General features: G+C 57.3%; 14 protein-coding genes, 6 pseudogenes and 1 riboswitch. Of the genes and pseudogenes, 6 read left to right on the top strand and 14 right to left on the bottom strand.

Features of this window, described 5'->3' with window-relative positions:
* Window positions 1-181: 181 nt before the first annotated feature.
* From HJB82_RS15375 to HJB82_RS15365, 3 genes are read right to left on the bottom strand one after another with little or no spacing between them, the layout of a single operon-like run.
* On the bottom strand, window positions 182-691 hold the full coding sequence (locus HJB82_RS15375; RefSeq protein ID WP_259673953.1) for a nuclear transport factor 2 family protein: 510 nt from the start codon (window positions 689-691) through the stop codon (window positions 182-184).
* 40 nt (window positions 692-731) lie between these two features.
* Complete coding sequence (locus HJB82_RS15370; RefSeq protein ID WP_259673952.1) at window positions 732-2,210, bottom strand: aldehyde dehydrogenase family protein; 1,479 nt, start codon at window positions 2,208-2,210, stop codon at window positions 732-734.
* 47 nt (window positions 2,211-2,257) lie between these two features.
* Window positions 2,258-2,515: a hypothetical protein gene (locus HJB82_RS15365; RefSeq protein ID WP_132613581.1), complete on the bottom strand. Its 258-nt coding sequence runs from the start codon at window positions 2,513-2,515 to the stop codon at window positions 2,258-2,260.
* A gap of 194 nt (window positions 2,516-2,709) precedes the next feature.
* Here HJB82_RS15365 and HJB82_RS15360 point away from each other — a divergent pair, with 194 nt between their 5' ends.
* Complete coding sequence (locus HJB82_RS15360) at window positions 2,710-3,621, top strand: LysR family transcriptional regulator (protein ID WP_221140497.1); 912 nt, start codon at window positions 2,710-2,712, stop codon at window positions 3,619-3,621.
* A 251-nt stretch (window positions 3,622-3,872) separates the two neighbouring features.
* Here the strand turns inward: HJB82_RS15360 and HJB82_RS15355 are convergent, their stop codons facing one another.
* Both HJB82_RS15355 and HJB82_RS15350 read right to left on the bottom strand, forming a co-directional pair.
* The gene (locus HJB82_RS15355) at window positions 3,873-4,400 is read right to left on the bottom strand and encodes a nuclear transport factor 2 family protein (RefSeq protein WP_259673951.1); all 528 of its coding nucleotides are present in this window, start codon (window positions 4,398-4,400) and stop codon (window positions 3,873-3,875) included.
* Window positions 4,397-5,350, bottom strand: coding sequence for an NmrA/HSCARG family protein (locus HJB82_RS15350; RefSeq protein WP_077979880.1), 954 nt, complete (start codon window positions 5,348-5,350; stop codon window positions 4,397-4,399). The genes HJB82_RS15355 and HJB82_RS15350 overlap by 4 nt, the downstream gene beginning before the upstream one ends.
* Window positions 5,351-5,484: 134 nt before the next feature.
* Between HJB82_RS15350 and HJB82_RS15345 the strand changes: the two genes are divergently transcribed.
* The gene (locus HJB82_RS15345; protein ID WP_113544323.1) at window positions 5,485-5,931 is read left to right on the top strand and encodes a helix-turn-helix domain-containing protein; all 447 of its coding nucleotides are present in this window, start codon (window positions 5,485-5,487) and stop codon (window positions 5,929-5,931) included.
* 76 nt (window positions 5,932-6,007) lie between these two features.
* Here the strand turns inward: HJB82_RS15345 and HJB82_RS15340 are convergent.
* Window positions 6,008-7,625: pseudogene (locus HJB82_RS15340) on the bottom strand (putative bifunctional diguanylate cyclase/phosphodiesterase).
* Window positions 7,626-8,647: 1,022 nt separating this feature from the next.
* Here HJB82_RS15340 and HJB82_RS15335 point away from each other — a divergent pair.
* Window positions 8,648-9,140: pseudogene (locus HJB82_RS15335) on the top strand (OB-fold nucleic acid binding domain-containing protein); the annotation flags it as partial.
* Between the two features lie 81 nt (window positions 9,141-9,221).
* Here HJB82_RS15335 and HJB82_RS15330 read toward each other — a convergent pair.
* The 8 genes and pseudogenes from HJB82_RS15330 to HJB82_RS15295 all read right to left on the bottom strand — a co-directional run.
* Window positions 9,222-9,320: pseudogene (locus HJB82_RS15330) on the bottom strand (cold-shock protein); the annotation flags it as partial.
* 299 nt (window positions 9,321-9,619) lie between these two features.
* Window positions 9,620-9,763 (bottom strand): hypothetical protein, encoded by a 144-nt coding sequence (locus HJB82_RS15325; protein ID WP_225510624.1) that lies wholly within the window; start codon window positions 9,761-9,763, stop codon window positions 9,620-9,622.
* Window positions 9,764-10,036: 273 nt separating this feature from the next.
* Window positions 10,037-10,656 (bottom strand): annotated as a pseudogene (locus HJB82_RS15320) (thiamine phosphate synthase).
* Window positions 10,653-11,426 (bottom strand): thiazole synthase, encoded by a 774-nt coding sequence (locus HJB82_RS15315; RefSeq protein WP_077987984.1) that lies wholly within the window; start codon window positions 11,424-11,426, stop codon window positions 10,653-10,655. The pseudogene HJB82_RS15320 and the gene HJB82_RS15315 overlap by 4 nt, the downstream one beginning before the upstream one ends.
* A gap of 3 nt (window positions 11,427-11,429) precedes the next feature.
* Window positions 11,430-11,627: a sulfur carrier protein ThiS gene (thiS, locus tag HJB82_RS15310; protein ID WP_077987983.1), complete on the bottom strand. Its 198-nt coding sequence runs from the start codon at window positions 11,625-11,627 to the stop codon at window positions 11,430-11,432.
* A complete protein-coding gene (gene thiO / locus HJB82_RS15305; protein WP_221140495.1) occupies window positions 11,624-12,598 on the bottom strand; it encodes a glycine oxidase ThiO in 975 nt (324 codons plus the stop codon). The genes thiS and thiO overlap by 4 nt, the downstream gene beginning before the upstream one ends.
* 1 nt (window position 12,599) lies before the next feature.
* Window positions 12,600-14,417, bottom strand: coding sequence for a phosphomethylpyrimidine synthase ThiC (thiC, locus tag HJB82_RS15300; RefSeq protein ID WP_221140493.1), 1,818 nt, complete (start codon window positions 14,415-14,417; stop codon window positions 12,600-12,602).
* A 92-nt stretch (window positions 14,418-14,509) separates the two neighbouring features.
* Window positions 14,510-14,641: riboswitch (TPP riboswitch) on the bottom strand.
* 209 nt (window positions 14,642-14,850) lie between these two features.
* Window positions 14,851-15,561 carry a hypothetical protein gene (locus HJB82_RS15295; RefSeq protein ID WP_221140630.1) on the bottom strand — a complete coding sequence of 237 codons (711 nt, stop codon included), beginning with the start codon at window positions 15,559-15,561 and terminating at the stop codon, window positions 14,851-14,853.
* Window positions 15,562-16,697: 1,136 nt separating this feature from the next.
* Between HJB82_RS15295 and HJB82_RS15285 the strand changes: the two are divergent.
* The 3 genes and pseudogenes from HJB82_RS15285 to HJB82_RS15275 form a co-directional block, all read left to right on the top strand.
* Window positions 16,698-16,939 (top strand): annotated as a pseudogene (locus HJB82_RS15285) (rhizopine-binding protein); the annotation flags it as partial.
* A gap of 581 nt (window positions 16,940-17,520) precedes the next feature.
* Window positions 17,521-17,753: pseudogene (locus HJB82_RS15280) on the top strand (helix-turn-helix domain-containing protein).
* 485 nt (window positions 17,754-18,238) lie between these two features.
* Entirely contained in the window at window positions 18,239-18,658 is a 420-nt protein-coding gene (locus HJB82_RS15275; RefSeq protein ID WP_221140491.1) for an ACT domain-containing protein, read from the top strand.
* The last annotated feature ends 77 nt before the right edge of the window (window positions 18,659-18,735 follow it).

Below are 18,735 nucleotides of genomic sequence, written 5' to 3'. Positions count from 1 at the left end.
TGCCGGTTAGGCGCCATCGCTCCTGCGAGAGGTGAGCAAGCGCATGCAGGATCAGGATTGTTTTTTCGGCGTTGTTTTGCCGAAAACTGACCGAAGTTTCGTTCAGTTCGCCTGGCGATTACTTGCTGCCCGAAACCTATTACATCAAGTTAGTGATCGTTGCCGCGAGGCAGACTTACATTCAGACAGTGATTTCGGACCCGTCTGGGTTCGCTTTGATGGAATACTCGCCGCCGTTTCTGAAACTGCGGACCGTTGCGAAAGTATCTTCCATAAACTGCACATAAGACAGCTTGCCGTTCTCACCGCGCGCCAGAACCGAAAAGGGCGACGTCACCGTATTGCCCAAAACGTTTGATGTGTAGGTGAACGTGCCGAAGATCGCTGCTCCGCTCTTATTTTCGAAGCTGTCCTGAATTTCGAAGTTGTCTGTCGTCCAGTAACGGCCGACATCGATAAAAGTCTGAACCAGCCCTTCGGTACCTTCGTTGGTACCGGCCCAAGGCATGATCCGCTTCAGCTCCGCGTGCTCATAGTTCAGCGAAACATAAATGAAATCGTCCGTCGTGAATTGTTTTACGAAATCCAGGTCAGTCGGGTTCGACAGGATCGACTGCAATACCCCCAACGGTGACGTGGGGGATGCAGGCTCGGCTTTAGACAACTTCTTAGCGTGCGCATTGATAGACATCGTATATTCCTCCTTCTAAGTGACTTTGGGAATTGAGGTGTCAGCGTTGCGCCAAGCCCGGCTTGAGCGCGATGTGCTTGTGTTCGATGAAATCGTCCAGCGCGGCCAGACCGTTCAAGCGGCCAACGCCAGACTGCTTGAATCCGCCCTCCTCGGTACCGTCGTAGACCTTCGCCCAGTCATTGATCCACACCGAGCCCGCTTCGAGCGCCTGCGCGACGCGCAAGGATCGATCTACATCGCGTGTCCAGATGCTGGCCGACAGTCCGTACTCATTGTCGTTGGCAAGACGGATCGCTTCCGCCTCGTCAGAGAACCGCTGAATCGTCAGCACTGGGCCAAAAGTCTCCTCCTGTACGATAGCAAGACTGTTGTCGGAGACTTCCAGAAGGGCCGGGCGGAAGAAAGCGCCGTTTGCAAGGGGACCCACATTGATGGGTCCGCCCCGCTCGACGACCTTCGCGCCGGCTGCGATAGCGGCCTCGACCACACCATCGACCCGCGCAACGTTAGCGCGGTCGATCAGCGGGCCCATATCGCTGGAGGGGTCGGCGGCGGGGCCAACCTTGACGCTGCGCAATCTCTCCGCCAAGCCGTTGCGCACGGCCTCATATTTTCCATCCTGCACGAGCAAGCGGGACCCCGTCATGCAGAACTGACCGCTGAAGACAGTCAGCGCCTTTTCCAGTGCCGGCAAGGCGGCATCAAGGTCTGCATCGTCAAAGACGATCATCGGCGTCTTGCCGCCGAGCTCCATTCCGAAACGTTTGAGGTATCTCGCGCCGGCGCTGCTAATGGCTCGGCCGGTACGGGTAGATCCGGTGAAACTGACGACTGGAACCTCCGGCGAGTCCACGAGATAAGCGGAGCCCTCAGGACCGCTTTCGAAAAACAGATTGATCACGCCATTCGGAAGATCCTCTGCTTCCGCCATAATCTCGGCCATGACGCTTGCCGTCTGTGCGACTTGTGCCGGGAGTTTGATGACGGTGGTGCAACCAGCAGCGAGCGCTGGGGCGAGTGATCGGATCGTCAGAATAACCGGAGAGTTCCAAGGTGCAATGACCGCCGCGACTCCCATCGGTTGCCGAAGGATCACGGAGATGCTCCCGGGCTTTGGTGTCAATGCCCGTCCACCTTCGACCAGGGCAGTGGCTGCCGAGTAGCGGAGTTTGCTCGCAACCATGTCCAGCTCGAATGCAGCTTCAGCCTTTACCTTGCCGTTCTCCAACGACAGAATTTCGAGTAGTCTGTCGCGATTGCGTTCGAAGGCGCACGCTAGTTGGTCGAGCACACCAGCCCGTAATTCATGATCATGCGCCCACATTGTTTCGCGAAAGGCTTTAGAGGCTGCTGCCACCGCAAATTTCGCTGCCTCAAGGCCGTAGTCGGGGTAGTGGCCGATTACGTTATAAGTCGCTGGGTCTATTGACTGTTTCAACTGACCTTCTTGGCATTGAGATCCGCTGATCCAATTGAAGGCTTTGCGGCTCGGTTTGTTGTCGAGGGGCATCGTCATATCTGTGGATCCTTCCACTTTCGAGTATTCGTCCGGAAAGGACGAGGCTAGAGCCGGTTACGTGATTGCCACTGCACCATTACCTGTTCGATTTTGCCGACAATTGTCCTGACTGCGGGTTGGCTAACGTTGGTGACAATTGGCACGACCATGAGCGTTGCGCCCAGTACGCGCAGCGGCATTGGCCAATCCTGCATGCAGTCGCCTACAATCCAAATAATCAGAAGGACGCTTGGGTAGACGGCGAGCCACACCATCGCAGTCGTTTTCAGGCGTTCGAATATTACCTGCCGCAATCCTGTCATTGCTTGCTTGATCCTTTACCCGGCGCGTTGAATGATCAACGACGGGGCACGTGCATGAGTGTGAGACATGATTACTTCCTCCCAATGCTTAGCCGACGTTCTAGTAGCGGTCTGCGCGAACAGTTGCTGTGTAGATATTGGAGAATCGCGGCTGTTGACGGAATGGGGGTCTTCGTCGCATCATACCGGACATAATGTCTTCAATCGCCTCAATAGAATCCCTTAGCGGCCTCGTCGCGTTTTCAGTCGCCGTCGAAACCGGAAGTTTTGCGGCTGCGGGAAGGAAGCTTGGTCTATCTGCATCGGCCGTGGGAAAGGCGGTGGAGCGACTTGAGGCGCGTCTAGGCCTGCGATTGCTGAACCGTACGACCAGATCGCTAGCTGTGACCGGGGAAGGCGACATTCTATATCGATACGTCGCCCGCATAATGAAAGAACTGCAAGACGCTGAGCAAGAGCTTCACTTGGTTCAAAAGGCACCCCGAGGCCGCATTAAGGTGAGTGTGCCCACAGTCTTAGGTCGCAAGATCATCATGCCGGCGCTCCTCGATTTTCGCATCCGCTTTCCAGATGTGATGACCGAGATCAGCCTCGATGACGTCAAGGTTGATATTATCAATGGTGGGTATGACGTGGTGCTGCGGCTAGGTGAGCTGGACGATTCGACGTTGCGCGCACGGAGGATCGGACCACACACATTCATAACGTGCGCCTCGCCGAAATATCTTGCACACCGCGGCACCCCGCAAACTCCGTCAGATCTCCATAATCACTGCTGTGTTTTTTATCGTTTTCCAACCACTGGTCGGCCGGAAGTTTGGGCCTTCAAAAATTCACTCCAACCAACGCCAATCAAGCCCTCTGTCGTTTTAAATGACGGCGAGGCACTTGCATCCGCCGCACTGGGTGGCTTGGGAATTATTCAGGCGCCGAGCTATCTCGTAAGCGAAGACATTGCGGCGGGACGGCTTCAAGCCGTCCTCGCAGATTACACGGACGAACGTGGCAGCGTTTCGCTCGTCTGGCCCCCTATGTCGGCACGAGCGCCCAAAGTTCGCGCCTTCATTGATTTCATGGCCGAGCGCGTTTCCCAAAAGCTTTATTGAGTCGGCACCCAAGATTTCTGTCCACTGCTATGGGACAGATTGCTGTTTAGGATCGGTCTCATGGGAAATGCTTTTTAATTCAAGCCACTTAACATCAGAAGCGCAGGAGCCGAAGGTCGTATCCGTTCAAGACCAGCGATGCGCATCGCAGAATGAGCGATTTCTGATAGAAGGCCGATTAACGTCGAGCCGGTTCCGTCCGCTGCGCGGCGCTCAAAGCGGGAAGCGGGCTTGGTCGCAATGGCCTTAGACTAGCCGAAGGTTTCTCGGACATGCATAAGGTCGGTGTATTCCCTTACGCTCGCAATCTTTCCATCGCGGATCTTGAACAGAATAAAGTATTCGTTCTCGTAGATCTTGCCGGACTTCGTGGTTGCCTGCGATCGCGCCTCAGCAGCGATGCTATCTCCTTCGCCGATCAGGTTGATGACTTTCATATCAAGACCGTTCGAATAGGCCGTAAACATGTCGCGGAACATGCTTGCAGCTTCCGTTTTCGTTTTTGTCCCGGCCGACGGAAACAGGTGCGGCTTTCCATTGACCCACCAAGTTGCGTCCTCTGTCATGCCGTCAATTAGACCATCAGCATTTGATGTCTTAAAGTGATTGCAAAACTCGCGCACGATGCGCTTGTTGTCTTCAACGCTCATATCGTTTTCACCATTGTTGTTGCGGCTGAATGCGCTTCGCGTGACGCGATAAGCCAGCCTGTGCCATTTCGACGTCGACAACTGCGTGACCGTATTCCGGCGGTTGTCGGCCCCGGCGGACTGGTTCAAAGGCCGAACTGCTTCCTGTCGCCGCGCCAGTCGGACGACTTCAGAAACTGCTCCCAGGAAAGCGTCTCCGGATTCAAGCGGCGGCTCCATTCCAGATCGTGTTCCTTGTCGAAGTAGCCGTACTCGACCGCAAATTCGACCATGCCGATCAGTTCATCGACAAGAAGCTCATTGGCGCCGAATGCCGGAAAGTATTTCAGCAGTTCTTCGCGCTTGAAAGCGCTACGGTATTCTGCCTTGATGCCGGTCACGTGCTGGAAAGTTTCGACCATCTCACGTGGCGAAATGATGTCGCCGACGATTGGAAGGGTCTTTCCTTTGAATGTCTCCAAGTCGGACAGCACAGAAAGGACGGCCGGTCCCGTTGCCGTCATAGGATCGACGAACGGCGCGCGGAAGTCCCCAGGGAGGTAGATCGGCATGAGGAGCGTGTCGCCTTCCATCTGCGGTACGTAATATTCCAGCAGGTTCGTATAGAAAAAGGCGAGAGAGACGAACGAGTGTGCAATTGGCAGGGTGCGAATGTAATCGGCAACGAGCGCCTTGTCGGTGAAGTGAGGCGTGAACTTCTTCCCACCCGAGATCTTTTCGACATTTTCTAATGTCGAGAAGACGATGTGACCGACGCCGGCTTCAACGGCTGCATCGGCCAGTTGTTTGCCCAGGGCAAATTCGGCGTTGTCTTGTGGCAGAAGCTGCGGCGTCATCAGGTACGCGCCATCCGCGCCCGCAAAGGCTGCGACCAGTTCCTTCTGATGGCCGGGCCCCAGCGGTGCGACCACAACTTCCGCACCAAGAGCTGCGAGGCTGCGAGCTTCTTCTGAATCGCGGTTCCGGGTCAATGCGCGAACCCTGTATTGATTGCTCTTGAGAAGTGTCGTGGCCACGCTGCGGCCTTGCTTGCTCGTTGCGCCAACGACCGAGATAAGTGGCTTTTGTTCCGTAGACATTGTGAGGCACAGCTCCTTCTTGAGGTGAAACGGCTGGAACAGGCCCTCCGGTGCCAGCCGTCCTTCTTTTCACTGCCGTGAAGTAGGAGTATGACGCTCTGAATGAAGTACGTACAAAGAGAGCATGTAGTATCATGGATGATAGTGCCAAGCCGAAGCGCAAGCGCAGTACGGCCAACCGGACTGGATGCGCCGTGGAAGCGACAATCTCGGTCATCGGGGGTCTGTGGAAGCCGGTGATCCTGTTTCATCTGCTAGATGGCAAACTGCGGTTCAACGCGATCTGCCGCCTCACTCCCGCTGCGACGCCGCGAATGATCACGCTTCAACTCAGGGAGCTGGAAGCCGACGGCGTTATCAACCGCATCATTTATCCCGAGATTCCGCCTAAGGTGGAGTACGAGCTCACGGAGCTGGGAAAATCCTTGGAACCTGTGCTTGTTAGTATGTGCAACTGGGGTACGCGGCTGCAGGAGCTAAGCGGTCTGCCGATTGATACCGGTAGCTGCAGAAGCACTTTACGGCAGCAAGAGCTGATCGATGGGCTTACGGCCTTCTCGATCGGAGGCGATGTCAACTGATCCACCGTATCGCGATGGCTTTTCACGAAAATTGGCAGTGACAGCTTTGGGGGCATCGGCGCTCGTTCGGGCGAGGTCACGCCTGGTGCATTGCAAACGACGTTCGCTGCAGATAATCGCGGGTAGCTTTGGCAGACATCGGGGCGCCCAGGAAATTTCCCTGTAGCCGGTCGCACTTTCTCTTGCCGAGCCAGGCAGCCTGACCGGCGGTTTCGACGGCTTCTGCCGTGACCTGCATCCCCAGTCCGTGTGCGAGGCCGATGATGAAGCGTACGATCGTCTGGCCTTTCGGATTCGTCTCAATATCCGTGATGAAATGCCGGTCGATCTTGATCGTATCGAATGGGAAGTTCTGCAAGTAGCTCAACGACGAATAGCGGGTGCCAAAGTCGTCCAGCCTGATCCGGACGCCCAGCACCTCGAGCGTGTGGAGCATGTCGAGGTTTTCGGTTGTTCGCTCAAGCAAGACGGTTTCGGTGATCTCCAGCTCCAGTCTATCTGCCGGAAATCCGACCTCATCGAGGATGCTGGATATGCGATCGGTGAAACCGCCTTGGAGGAACTCGGCCGGGGAAAGGTTGACAGCTACGATGCAGTGCGACGGCCAGGTCAACGCCTCCCGGCAGGCCTGCTCGAGAACCCACGTGCCGATTTCCGCCATCAAGCCGTCGCTTTCGGCCATGGGAATGAAAAGACTGGGCGGAATGACTCCAGCATAAGGATGGCGCCAACGTAGCAGCGCCTCAAACCCGACGATCCCCTCCGCTACCTCGACGACTGGCTGATATTCGACGAAGAATTGTTGTTCCCGAAGGGCGACCCGCAGGCTGCGCCGCAGCATCTCACGCTGTTCCAGCATGATCATCATCGAGCGGTTGAACATTCTTGCCCGGCCGCGTCCATCGTTCTTGGCGGCATAGAGCGCAATGTCGGCCGCCTTCATCAATTGTTCTCCGTCGCTGCCATCATCCGGTGCAATGGCAATGCCGACGCTTGCGCCGACGAAGACGCTGATGCCTTCGATCGTGAACGGCTCTTTGAAGGCCAGGACCAGGGATTCGGCCAGGCGTTCAGCCTCAGCGGGCTGGTCGTCTCCCCGTTGAATAACGGCAAATTCATCGCCCGCGAGCCTGTAGGCGGTCTCGCCGTCACGAAGCAGGGCTTGGATGCGTTCCGCGGTCATCTTGAGGACGACGTCGCCCGCGCCGTGACCGAGCGTGTCGTTGACCGGCTTGAAGTCATCGAGATCGATCTGCATCAGCGCAAGCTTGTGTCCACCGATCCCAGGGAGGCTTGTCTCAAGGTCGTTGCTGAACTGGCGGCGGTTGGCTAGTCCGGTCAAAGCGTCATGTCTCGCCTGATGGAGAAGCAAAGCCCTGTCTGGATCTTCACCGGACACCCGCGAGAGGGCGTTCCCAATTCGCTTTTCGATGACGCCTAGCCCCAGTTCGCCACGGAAAAGCAATAGAACTCCGAGCTTCGGGCTCGATTGTGATGGTGCGTGGAAGGCCGCTGGCGAGAACCGCCTTGACGTGGGACCTGCCGATAGAATTCTGAAGTTCCGGATAGACTTGCCAAAGAGTTCGGCTGGCGTCGCCATCGATGCGGTAGGCCGCGGCCATCTTCGCGGAGCATTCGACCAGCTTCAGGTCATGCCCATAGAAGGAAAGAAGTTCGTCAGCTTGACCATGCATAGCCGTCCGCCATTTAGCCGCTTTTGTTCCCGCCTAAGAATTGAGATATGGCTAACATGACGGCATAGTATTTTTCAATCATCTCTCGTCTTCCTATCATAAAACAACTTTTGAGCGTCCGTACAAGACAACCCGATTTCGGTCGGCCGAACCCGGCGCCCGCAGTATCTGACCGCCGGTGCTTTCGATACATCATCAGCAGCTTTGATGTTTTCGCCGTCGTGACCACCATCGAAACTCTAGGTCTTTTGCGTTTGCGAATAGGTTTGTAGCTTTATTCCGCACCGCGATCTCCTAAAATTGCACAACCAGAAGCTCTGATCTCCCTCTATGTCAAAGCTATGGAATACAATCTATATTTCAGCAACATAGAAGAATCGCCTCTCTCATTCTCCATATATGTTCTCTTGTCGTTCGTGACGACATCCCTGTCTGTTCTTGTTTCCATTAGAAACACCTCATAGTTGAAAGTGGCACTTAGTTTGAACGCATGTCGCGCGCTCGTAATAATTGCCGCGGTGACCACCATCATATTGAATGGATGCGACCGCACCCGCGCATTTTCGTGCAAACTGCAGGTGTCTTTTCAAAAGTTTGGAATGCGTTAGGGCGTATTCCGCCTCCTCTCATACTCCGGATCTACTCTTTGCCTCTCGACGTCATCCTTTTCGTTCTCTTCGGCGCACTGCTACACGCGACCTGGAACGCCATGGTCAAGGCGAGGAGCGCTAAGTCCCGCGATGCGTCTGATCTCCGTCGGCGGCGCTGTTCTGTACTGCGTTCCTCCCATCCCTGCAGTTTGCTCGCCCGCATCGGACCTATTTCGGACAGCGCGTGGCGACGCCGCCCAACACTTTGTTCGCATGCGCGATACCGCACTTGAGTGAGCCGACGAGGCAAAGGTTCTCAAGATGCTTTCGGAAATCGAGTGGCGCCGTGGGATCACGGGATCATCGATGAACAATGGCTCCTGAGCGATGTCTTTGACCGGTGGTGGGTTGCGCATCGCCCCAATCAGCAGATCGAAGGACGGGCGATGGGTCTATACCGCTGGTCTTATCCTAGTGCGGCAAAAGCCGGGATCGGCCAAGGGCGTCATGTTCATCACCATCGAGGACGAGACCGGGCCTGCCAATCTAGTTGTCTGGCCGACGCTGTTTGAAAAACGACGGCGGGTCGTTCTCGGATCCTCGATGATGGCGATCAATGGGCCGGATCCAGCGGGAAGGAGACGTCGTGCATCTTGTCGCCCAGCAGCTCTTCGACTTGTCAGGCGACCTTGTGGGTCTTGCCGATCGGGATGAGGAGTTCAAGCTACCGGCAGGCCGCGGTGATGAGTTCGCCAGGGGCGGTGGGCCGGATCCGCGGGATAAGCCGAAGCCTGTTGTAGCCGCGCGCGACATGTTCATTCCTGACCTTCATATCGATACGCTGAAGGTGAAGAGCAGGAATTTTTTGATATTCAGTTTGGAATGCGGGTCGCTGGTTCAAATCGGTTCAGGGCGACGGATTTAAAGCGGATCCGTGAGCCCGCGGATCTCAGACGCGACTAGCCTGACCGAATTTCTTGGTCAGGCTGTCACGCGGAGCCCTTAATTAGAGCACGCTGACGTTCTCGGCCTTGGACTTCCCGATCTTGCGGTCCTGGCCTACCTCGAAACTGACCTTGTCACCTTCTCTGAGCGAGCCGCCTTGCGCTGCCCTTTTAACCGGTCAAGCCGTGCGCGAACTGGCGCCGTCGCGGGGCGACTTCGCCTGCTATGCTCATTGTTGGAGGAGCGTCCTGGCCGTGGCAGACACGGCGTCGGTTCAAGAGGGCCGGCACCAAGCTGTCCGCCATTCGGGTGACTGATCTTACAAGCGACCCGGCTTGCCAAAACGAGTGACCCGCGGCCGGAACGAAAAGACCACGGGGATGGTCTAGCCCCTCCGCTGGTTTGAGAAGCTCGGAGCGTGCCACGCGTTGCGTATAGAGCGGAACGGCACTCCAACCGCTATTGTGCTGCAATCCCGAGTGCGTTCAGGACCTCTTTCGTTACCGTGTAGTATACCTTGAGGTTGTTGTGCTTTTGCATCTGGCTCAGCGGCGCGCGCGTGTCCTCGTCGATGACGCCAGTCAGGGCACCAGCGATCGACATGATTGTCATCATCGCAGCGTACGACGCGCCGCAGACAGTGGGAGACGTAGAACTCCACCATCGGTGCTCCGATGTTGCGTTATATCCGACGAGGGTCATGATGAACCGACGCCCCCTGACTGTGCGCGACCCGCCCTACTCGTGCCGACCGTATCTCGCAGATCTGGCGGGCGTCGTTCTAATCCAATTTGGCAACAATCGGCCCCTGCTTTGCTAACATTTCAACCAGCCCTTCCGCCTCAAGATGATCCATTACCCAGGTTTCCTGGCGGCTTACTGAAGATTGGGAGTTCGCGCCTGCGCTGTGGCGATGATCCATTGCTTTGTTCTAAGTTCCGGATTTTCATGCCGCATCACGTCGGTCACGACGGCGACGCTATCCGCCCCGTGAGCAAGGACGCCTTCGATCCGTTCGACATTCAACCCGCCGATGGCGCCAGAGGCAGGTCGCCGATGCGCGATTTCCATTCGCTCAGCCGCGTCAGCCCTTGCGGCGCCCATTTCATCTGCTTGAGGATCGTCGTGTAGACCGGACCGAGTGCGATATAATCAGGCCTCGCTGCCAGTGCGGTTTCCAGCTCGCGTTCGTCGTGCGTTGAGAGGCCGAGTTTCAGGCCACTCGCTCGGATCGCGTCGAGGTCCGCTGTCGCAAGATCCTCCTGGCCAAGGTGTACGAAGCCGCAACCTTCCTCGATCGCAAGCCGCCAGTGGTCGTTGACGACCAGCTGAGATTGATGTTTAGCGCAGACTGCTACTGCGCGACGGATCTCGGCGCGTAGTTCAGTCTCCGGACGATCCTTGATGCGCAACTGCACCAGCTTGACGCCAAGCGGTACCAGCCGGGCAATCCATTCGGCGCTGTCGACGATCAGGTAGAACGGATCGAGCTTCATGTGAACACCGCCTTTCCGATCACCGGCGTGGAGGGAACAGCCATGTCGCGCGGCTCCAGCACGCCAGCGTCAAATGCCTGCTTGCCGGCGGCGATTGCCGCGGCAAAGGCGGCTGCCATCGCCGCGGGATCTCCGGCGCCGGCAACGGCGGTGTTGAGCAGAACCGCATCGAAACCGAGCTCCATGACTGCAGTTGCGTGCGACGGCCGACCGATGCCGGCATCGACGATCAGCGACACGTCTGGGAAATGGGCCCGCATTGCTCTGAGCGCTGTCGGATTGAGCGGCCCGGCAGCGCTGCCGATCGGTGCGCACCAAGGCATCAGCACCTTGCAGCCGGCCTCCAGCAGTCGTTCGGCCACGACCAGATCGTCGGTCGTGTACGGGAAGACTTCGAAACCTTCGTTGACGAGAATGCGAGCCGCCTCGACGAGACCGAAGACATCCGGCTGTAGCGTATCATGGTTGCCGATGACCTCAAGCTTGATCCAGTCGGTGGCGAATAGCTCGCGTGCCATCCTTGCGGTCAGCACCGCTTCCCCGACGCTGTGGCAACCTGCAGTGTTGGGAAGGATACGAACGCCGAGTGCGCGGATCATCTCGAAGAAGGCGCCCCCAGTGCGGCCGCCAGACATCTCACGACGAAGCGAGACGGTGACTATTTCCGTCGCCGATTGCCTGACAGCCTCGGAGAGGACGGCAGGAGAGGGGTATCGCGCTGTGCCGAGCAGCAGACGGGAGTTTATTTCGGATCCATAAAGCGTCAGCATCCGTCAGCCTCCTTGCATCGGCGACAGGATTTCGATCCTGTCATTGTCGTTGAGCGAACGATTGAACCGGTCTTCGCGATGGACCAGCTCACCGTTGACGGCTGTCGCCAGCCAGTCACCCTCGTATTCCATCAGGACTAAAAGCTCCGACAGCGTCTCAGCCGCGACATCCTGGGCCTCGCCATTAACGATCACTTTCATGAGGCATTCCTTCCCGTGGTATGTTGGTTGAAGACAAGTTCAGCCGCCTCGGCCGCCATGGCTGGCGCGAGCAGAAAGCCGTGACGGTAGAGGCCGTTGAGCGAGATCACCTTTCCCTGATGGCTTGCACGTGGAAGATTGTCCGGAAAGGCTGGGCGGATTCCGACACCCGTTTCGATTATGGTTGCATCGGCAAAGGCCGGAAATAGCGTGTATGCAGCGTTGAGCAGTTCCATCAGTGAACGGGCGACAATAGGCCCGTCGAATTCCGTCTCGATCATCGTCGCGCCGACCATGAACAGACCGTCTCCACGCGGGACGATGTAGACGGGGAAACGCGGATGGAGCAGGCGGACCGGCCGGGAGAGATCCACGTCAAGGCTTTTAAGGTAAAGCATTTCGCCGCGGACGCCGCGTAACTCCTTGGCCTCGCCGATCTGCGCAGCGCCCGTGCAATCGACGACACTGTCGAAGCTCTCCTCATGCGAGCTCTCGCCCACGAAGGTGACCCCCTGAACCGTCAGCTTGGTGCGCAGCAGAGTCAAAACTCGCCGGGGATCGAGATGGGCTTCGCGGCGAAAGAACAGCCCGTGCCGGAACCGCCCGGCAAGGGAGGGTTCCAGCGCCGCGATCGCTGGCTCTTCCAGCCATTCATAACCCGTCGTGCGGCAGGCAAAGCGTCGCAGTTCACCAAGATCGCGAGCAGAGGCGACCACGAGCGTTCCGTTTCGTCGCACCTCTCCCGGCACAATTGCCTCCCATTTGTCGGCGGCGGTGAGACCGCGCATGAGTACCGCAACATCAGCACTCTCCCGCTCGCACCAGGGCGCCAACATTCCGCCCGCGAGCCACGAAGCAGCACGCAGGAAACCGTCATATGGATCGAGCACAGTGACCTCGGCATCTCGAGCGCGCAGTTCATGCGCCACCGTCAGGCCGGCAACGCCGGCCCCTTTCACAAGAACACGCATCTCATTCGCTCGTTTGCTGCAGGGTTTCTACCGGCATATAGAGGCCGCCGCCCTCGCGATAACGTGCCGCCATCGCCTCCAGTCCCTCCTTCTGCGCTTCGGCGCGGATATCGTGCGAGATGCGCATCGAGCAGAATTTCGGTCCGCACATGGAGCAGAAGTGCGCGACCTTGTGCGCCTCCTTCGGCAGCGTCTCGTCGTGGAAGCTGCGGGCGGTTTCGGGGTCCAGCGAGAGGTTGAACTGATCCTCCCAGCGGAATTCGAAACGGGCACGCGAGAGCGCGTCATCGCGCAGCTGTGCCGCCGGATGCCCCTTGGCGAGATCGGCGGCGTGAGCCGCTATCTTGTAGGTGATGACGCCTACCTTCACGTCATTGCGGTCGGGAAGCCCCAGATGCTCCTTGGGCGTGACGTAGCAGAGCATCGCCGTGCCGAACCAGCCGATCATCGCTGCGCCTATCCCAGAGGTGATGTGATCGTAGCCCGGCGCGATATCGGTCGTCAGCGGCCCGAGCGTGTAGAAAGGCGCCTCGCCGCAGACTTCGAGCTGCTTGTCCATGTTCTCCTTGATCTTGTGCATCGGCACATGGCCGGGGCCTTCGATCATCACCTGGCAGTCTTTCGCCCAGGCGATCTTGGTCAGCTCTCCCAGTGTTTCTAGTTCGGCGAACTGCGCCGCATCATTCGCGTCGGCGATCGAGCCGGGGCGCAGGCCATCGCCGAGCGAGAAGGAGACGTCATAGGCGCGGCAGATGTCGCAGATCTCCTCGAAATGCTCGTAGAGGAAGCTTTCGCGGTGATGATGGAGACACCACTTCGCCATGATCGAACCGCCGCGCGAGACAATGCCGGTGACGCGGTTGACGGTGAGCGGGATGTAGTGAAGCCGCACGCCGGCATGGATGGTGAAATAATCGACGCCCTGTTCGGCCTGTTCGATCAGCGTGTCGCGATACACCTCCCAGGTCAGGTTCTCGGCAATGCCATCGACCTTCTCCAGCGCCTGATAGAGCGGCACGGTACCGATCGGCACGGGCGAATTGCGGATGATCCATTCGCGGATGTTGTGGATGTTGCGGCCGGTGGAGAGATCCATGACGGTATCGGCGCCCCAGCGGGCCGCCCAGACCATCTTCTCAACCTCCTCCGCCATCGATGAGGTGACGGCGGAGTTGCCGATATTGGCGTTGATCTTCACCAGAAAATTGCGGCCGATGATCATCGGTTCGGCTTCCGGATGGTTGATGTTGGCGGGGATGATCGCCCGACCCGCCGCCACTTCCTGCCGGACGAATTCCGCCGTCACATGGTCGGGAATGTGGGCGCCGAAACTTTCGCCGTCGCGGACTATGGCGTCCGCCTGCGCCTTGCGGCCGAGGTTTTCGCGGATGGCTATGAATTCCATCTCGGGCGTGATGATGCCGGCGCGCGCATAAGAGAGCTGGGTGACTGCACTGCCGTCCTTTGCGCGCAGCGGCTGGCGTAGCGCGGGGAATTCGGGCGTCAGCCTTTCGCCGCTGGCAAAGCCGTTGTCTTCGGGACGGACATGGCGGCCCTTATAGGCCTCGACGTCGCCGCGGGCGAGAACCCAGTCACGTCGCAGTGAGGGCAGCCCCTGTTCGATACGGATCTCGGTGCCCTCGATCGTATAGGGGCCGGACGAGTCGTAGACGACAACGGGCGGCTCGCCCGATGTCGGATGCAGGCTGATTTCGCGCATCGGCACGCAAATGTCGGGATGGACGTCCCCCCGAATGTAGATCTTCCTGGATGCCGGCAAGGGGCCGGTGGTGACAGTTGGGGTGGCGGCGATATTCATGGTTTGAGGCTCCAAGTTTTCGATTGGAGACCCAGTCATCAGCCGGAATGATGAAAAGACGCCGGCACGGATTCCGCGCGTGAATCCACTGCCTTCGAGCGCTTGCACCGTCCCTACGCCAGTATGAACTGGATCAGGTTCAACGGGTCACTGCGCCACAATCGGCAAAGCCGTATTGTCCAGCAGTATCTCAGCCCCTTGCCGGGACCCCCCTGGTGAATGCAAAAAGGGTAGAGGCTTGCCGAGGGGACTGTCAAGCGACAATCTGCGATGGCTCGGGGTTAGGTTACACACAGGATATCGTGCGTGTCGCCGCTGTTAAACGATGGACAAGGGCAATCGTGCCGGCCGGCACGCTTCCGCAAGACAAGCGCCCTTGTCGCATGCAGTGGCAGTCGATTTATTTCGCCAAATCTACCGAGATACCGAAGCGCTATTGAGAAAGCAGGCGCGGAACTGGAAAGTCTAGTACTTTTTCCGTGTAGCTTTCGACCAGGGCGCTAAACGGCGTGCCGTCTGGAAGTTTCAATACGGCTCGATGTTCGAGCAGGAACGCCGGCAGGCCGGGGGAACTTGTTTCATGCGCTGTTGAGCCGTCCATGTCCCAGCCTTCGGATAGAGGGGACCAGAGCAACTTGGCAGACAGGTTTGTGCGAGTGAAATTGAGAGCCTGAACGGCTCTGCCAAAAGGGATATCGCTGGTATTCAGCGCCTGATTCATTTCTGCAGTTAACTTTGCAGGTACATACCAGTTGTCGGCTTCAGACAAGACGCGATCTCCGCAGACCAGTCGGACGCGGCGATAAGCGATCAACTCACCGGGTCCGACGGTCAGAAGTTTACGGATGTCCTCATCGGCCGGTTTGCCTTGCCCGCCCACACGCTGAGCTACGATCTTGAAACCTTCCGGTGCGAGCTTATGCGCGGCGCACCAACGGTCAAGGGTCAACGTAGCACTGGCGTTACTCAGGAGATTGGCATTCAGGGTCTGGAGGACCGCAAGCGCTTCCACCCGAGATACCGGCGTGTTCAGCCACTGAGCCCCTATAGACGGTTCTTGCGCAATTGCGAACTGGGTGCCCAGCACGATGGCAGCCGCTGCAAGCGCGGCGATGCGAATGCATTTCGCAGAACATAATGACATAGAGAATGAAATCCTTTCGGAAGTATAATTGGGCGAACCTTGCGGGCCAAATACCCTTGAATTTTGCCGACAAGTGAGCGTTGTCAGTGTATATGATAGCGGCAGCAGGATTTGAACTAGGGCTTGCGCGTACCGTGTAACGGTCAGGTTCCTGAAGACTTTCTTACCATCTTTCGATGTTCCTGCCGTGCTGGTTCGCACGTTTTGAAACCCGTGTGCCCGAGCCGTCCTTTGCTTGCGTTGCATCCATGTCGTCCATGATGTCCTCCATCCGCTCGCCGACCTGTTGTTGTAGTTTGCAAGAGTTGGCGACTGAGCAGGCGCTTCCATTCTGGAATATGGAAACCCGAGAGACGTGGATTTCAAATGAGGGACGTGGCGGCCGGTCCGAACTCTCCCAGTTCCATACTCGTAACTCTCACCTAATGGTTTAGCGCCCTTGTCGTCGCCCTCGCTCGTTGCGAGATGTTCATATAGCTGGATCGGATAAAATAGCTCGCAGCCGAAAGCAAAATCCAGGAGCAATTGTTGGAGAAAGGTCTTCTTCGTCGACCCAGAACCCTCCTGCGGCTCGAGTGACAACTGCAGACCAGACAGCGACACGCCGTCGATGGTTGCCAACCGCAGATGCGAGCAGCCAAGGCGCTTGTCTGATTGCTTTTGATGATCCATGTCATGTGCTCCTTGTGCAAGCCTCCAGACGATGCTGTCGCCGGAAAGGTTTCAGCATTCATAGGGAAAGAATTTCCCGTGCTACCGTAGCTCCCCATGACGGGACACTCGATGAAAACGATAAACAACGCAACAGATGTATTGAGTATATATTATCGTATATCATTTCCAGTTTGGCGAACTTTACCTATTATTTTGAGAAACCTTCGAGTTATAAAGTATGTCATTCATATATTATTACATATATCGCACTTCACGGCGCCTAGGTGAAATGGCAGGTCTCTACCGCTACGGCAAACTCTTGCTGGTGAAAACGGTAGTCGGGCGATACAAGGCCATCATAGGGCGGCCTCTGGGAGCCAGGTCGCGGCCTGGTCGGCAGACCGAACTCGCCATCAGTTGCTCCGTTCTCGACCGCATGCTTGACGGGCACGCCCGAAAGCCGTCTGCCGCCATGCAGACACGGCGTGATCAGACGTTTCAAAGAGGCAAGGAATATGACCACGGTCGTCGTCGGCGCCGGCGCCGACGCCACACAGGACGTGCTTGCCGCCATGCAGGCGCGCGATCTCGACCTTACCGTGTTCCAGGATGGCGCCGGCCAGGGCAAGGCTCAGTCGATACCGCACTCAAGCCTGCTAAGGGCGAAAAGGTCGAAAAGAAGGGCTACATTCCGTTTCAGCTCGTCACGCCTCAAGGACTCCGTCATCAAGAGCTGAAGGGCGAATGCGACACAATGCAGGTTTGCTTGCATCCTCTTTTTGGGCGCTCCAAGTCTCACTAAACCCTTAGAGTGCCAAGACGATGAAGGGTCCTTGAACTCAGGCCGCGCTTGACCTCGACGCGCCGTTCTCCGGCGATCTATTCAACCCGACGCCGATCAACAGAGCCCGGGAGATTTTTTACAAGCTCTGGCCGAACCTGCGGCCCACGAGCTAATCACGCCGAGGCAACGCCCGAATTGTTTGTCCATCACTCCCCGCTTGGGAACAATCAGTGCATTACTCCCTACGAGCTTCCCACCGCCGCGAACGCTCCCGCCAGATAGGAAGCTGTTTGTCGGCCGTCGCGAGTTTGCGCCGCAGTTCGGAGCTGGTCACCTCTCGTTGTTTGCCATGCAAGCGTTGTCCATCCTTCATCGCGTTAGACCTATACTCCGTCGCACAAACTGATAGAAAGAGCGCTCGCGGATTTCGAAGCAACTGTCCGTTGCCGGACGCGATCGGCAGCGGTGGAACTAGAAAACGGATGCACGTTTTCCGGCCGCCAAAAGGAGCCTTAAACGACATGAACATGGTCTCGAAAATTGCGAAATTCCCAGTTGCCCCGTCCGTTGGCGCTCTGCTTGCAGAAGCTCGTCTGGCTCGCGGCTATTCGCTGGACGACGTCGCAGAAACCACTGGTCTGACTGTGGCAGAGGTGACAGCTCTGGAAATGACGCGGATTTCGACGCGTCGAGGATCCGAAGGACCGCATCCGCTCTAGGGGTTCTAAAAAAAATATGTGATGCGCCGCGCTGACTTTTTTGAACAGCTTCTTCCACGCTGCACCTCTTCCAGGAAGATTGGTGCCGCAACTCACGGGTCGCGCTTCAACCACTATCTCGAGCAAGAAATCAATGCCTCCCGAGACGAGGTGACATGCTATTACTTCGGGAATGGGGAGGCCTCTAGGAAGGAGTCTGCGTTGTCGTGGGAGTACCGTGCGGCGTAACGGAATATCCTCACTCCAATTGAGTAGGCCGGCACGGTTGATCGCGGGCTATGAAGACAGCCAACCTTTTCCTCAAGCGCTCTAATATGCTGCGAGACCGCCAAAGGCGTAACCCGAAGTACTTTGGTCACCCGCTCAAGGGCTTGCGTTGCGAAGGACTGCGCTTAAGTTGAAACGATCCAACATCGTCAATCTGCCTTATGCCAGTTAAGGAAATCTCATTTGTTCGCGCCCAGTTCCCGTCTTAGACATGGCCAAGACATCCTGTGATACGCAGAGGAGACCGCTGGCAATGGCTATTGTGTTGCGAGACAAATTCGAAATGCTGTCGAACATGACGCCCTCGCTCAAAGAAGGCGAGTATGTATTCTGCTCGATTCCCAATGAAGGGAGCAAAGCCCACAATCTGAATCCGATCGCGACATTTCACGAAAAAGAAGGTTTGACAGTCATCCTTGAGAAAGGAGAGGCGCACGAAGCGGGGTTCGAAATTTCACTTGCGATGCGCCAGATCACCCTCAATGTGAATTCTGCGCTCGATGGCGTCGGCCTTACGGCGGGCGTCGCCGCCTCTCTCGCAGAAGCCGGGATACCGTGCAACATGGTGGCCGCGTATCACCACGACCACATCTTTGTTCCGACGGGCTTAGACGATCGAGCATTGCATCTGTTGGAAAGGCTGCAACGCGAGTCCGCGCGGGCGATGCGCTGACGAACGGTAATCCCCGCACATAGCGGCGAAGCTTTGTGAAATTCGCGGGCAAGCGGCAGCACGAGCAGACCTGGCGT

This window comes from Rhizobium sp. NZLR10, assembly GCF_019685125.1.
GTDB lineage: Bacteria > Pseudomonadota > Alphaproteobacteria > Rhizobiales > Rhizobiaceae > Rhizobium.
The sequence above is the reverse complement of the archived record's forward strand: the minus strand, read 5'-3'. Positions and strand labels throughout refer to the sequence as shown.

What these genes read in the sequence shown, in the direction of transcription:
- HJB82_RS15375 (WP_259673953.1), bottom strand. Translation starts at nt 691, where the DNA reads ATGTCTATCAATGCGCACGCTAAGAAGTTGTCTAAAGCCGAGCCTGCA.
- HJB82_RS15370 (WP_259673952.1), bottom strand. Translation starts at nt 2,210, where the DNA reads ATGACGATGCCCCTCGACAACAAACCGAGCCGCAAAGCCTTCAATTGG.
- HJB82_RS15365 (WP_132613581.1), bottom strand. Translation starts at nt 2,515, where the DNA reads ATGACAGGATTGCGGCAGGTAATATTCGAACGCCTGAAAACGACTGCG.
- HJB82_RS15360 (WP_221140497.1), top strand. Translation starts at nt 2,710, where the DNA reads ATGTCTTCAATCGCCTCAATAGAATCCCTTAGCGGCCTCGTCGCGTTT.
- HJB82_RS15350 (WP_077979880.1), bottom strand. Translation starts at nt 5,350, where the DNA reads ATGTCTACGGAACAAAAGCCACTTATCTCGGTCGTTGGCGCAACGAGC.
- HJB82_RS15345 (WP_113544323.1), top strand. Translation starts at nt 5,485, where the DNA reads ATGGATGATAGTGCCAAGCCGAAGCGCAAGCGCAGTACGGCCAACCGG.
- HJB82_RS15325 (WP_225510624.1), bottom strand. Translation starts at nt 9,763, where the DNA reads ATGTCGATCGCTGGTGCCCTGACTGGCGTCATCGACGAGGACACGCGC.
- HJB82_RS15315 (WP_077987984.1), bottom strand. Translation starts at nt 11,426, where the DNA reads ATGCTGACGCTTTATGGATCCGAAATAAACTCCCGTCTGCTGCTCGGC.
- thiS (WP_077987983.1), bottom strand. Translation starts at nt 11,627, where the DNA reads ATGAAAGTGATCGTTAATGGCGAGGCCCAGGATGTCGCGGCTGAGACG.
- thiO (WP_221140495.1), bottom strand. Translation starts at nt 12,598, where the DNA reads ATGCGTGTTCTTGTGAAAGGGGCCGGCGTTGCCGGCCTGACGGTGGCG.
- thiC (WP_221140493.1), bottom strand. Translation starts at nt 14,417, where the DNA reads ATGAATATCGCCGCCACCCCAACTGTCACCACCGGCCCCTTGCCGGCA.
- HJB82_RS15295 (WP_221140630.1), bottom strand. Translation starts at nt 15,561, where the DNA reads ATGTCATTATGTTCTGCGAAATGCATTCGCATCGCCGCGCTTGCAGCG.
- HJB82_RS15275 (WP_221140491.1), top strand. Translation starts at nt 18,239, where the DNA reads ATGGCTATTGTGTTGCGAGACAAATTCGAAATGCTGTCGAACATGACG.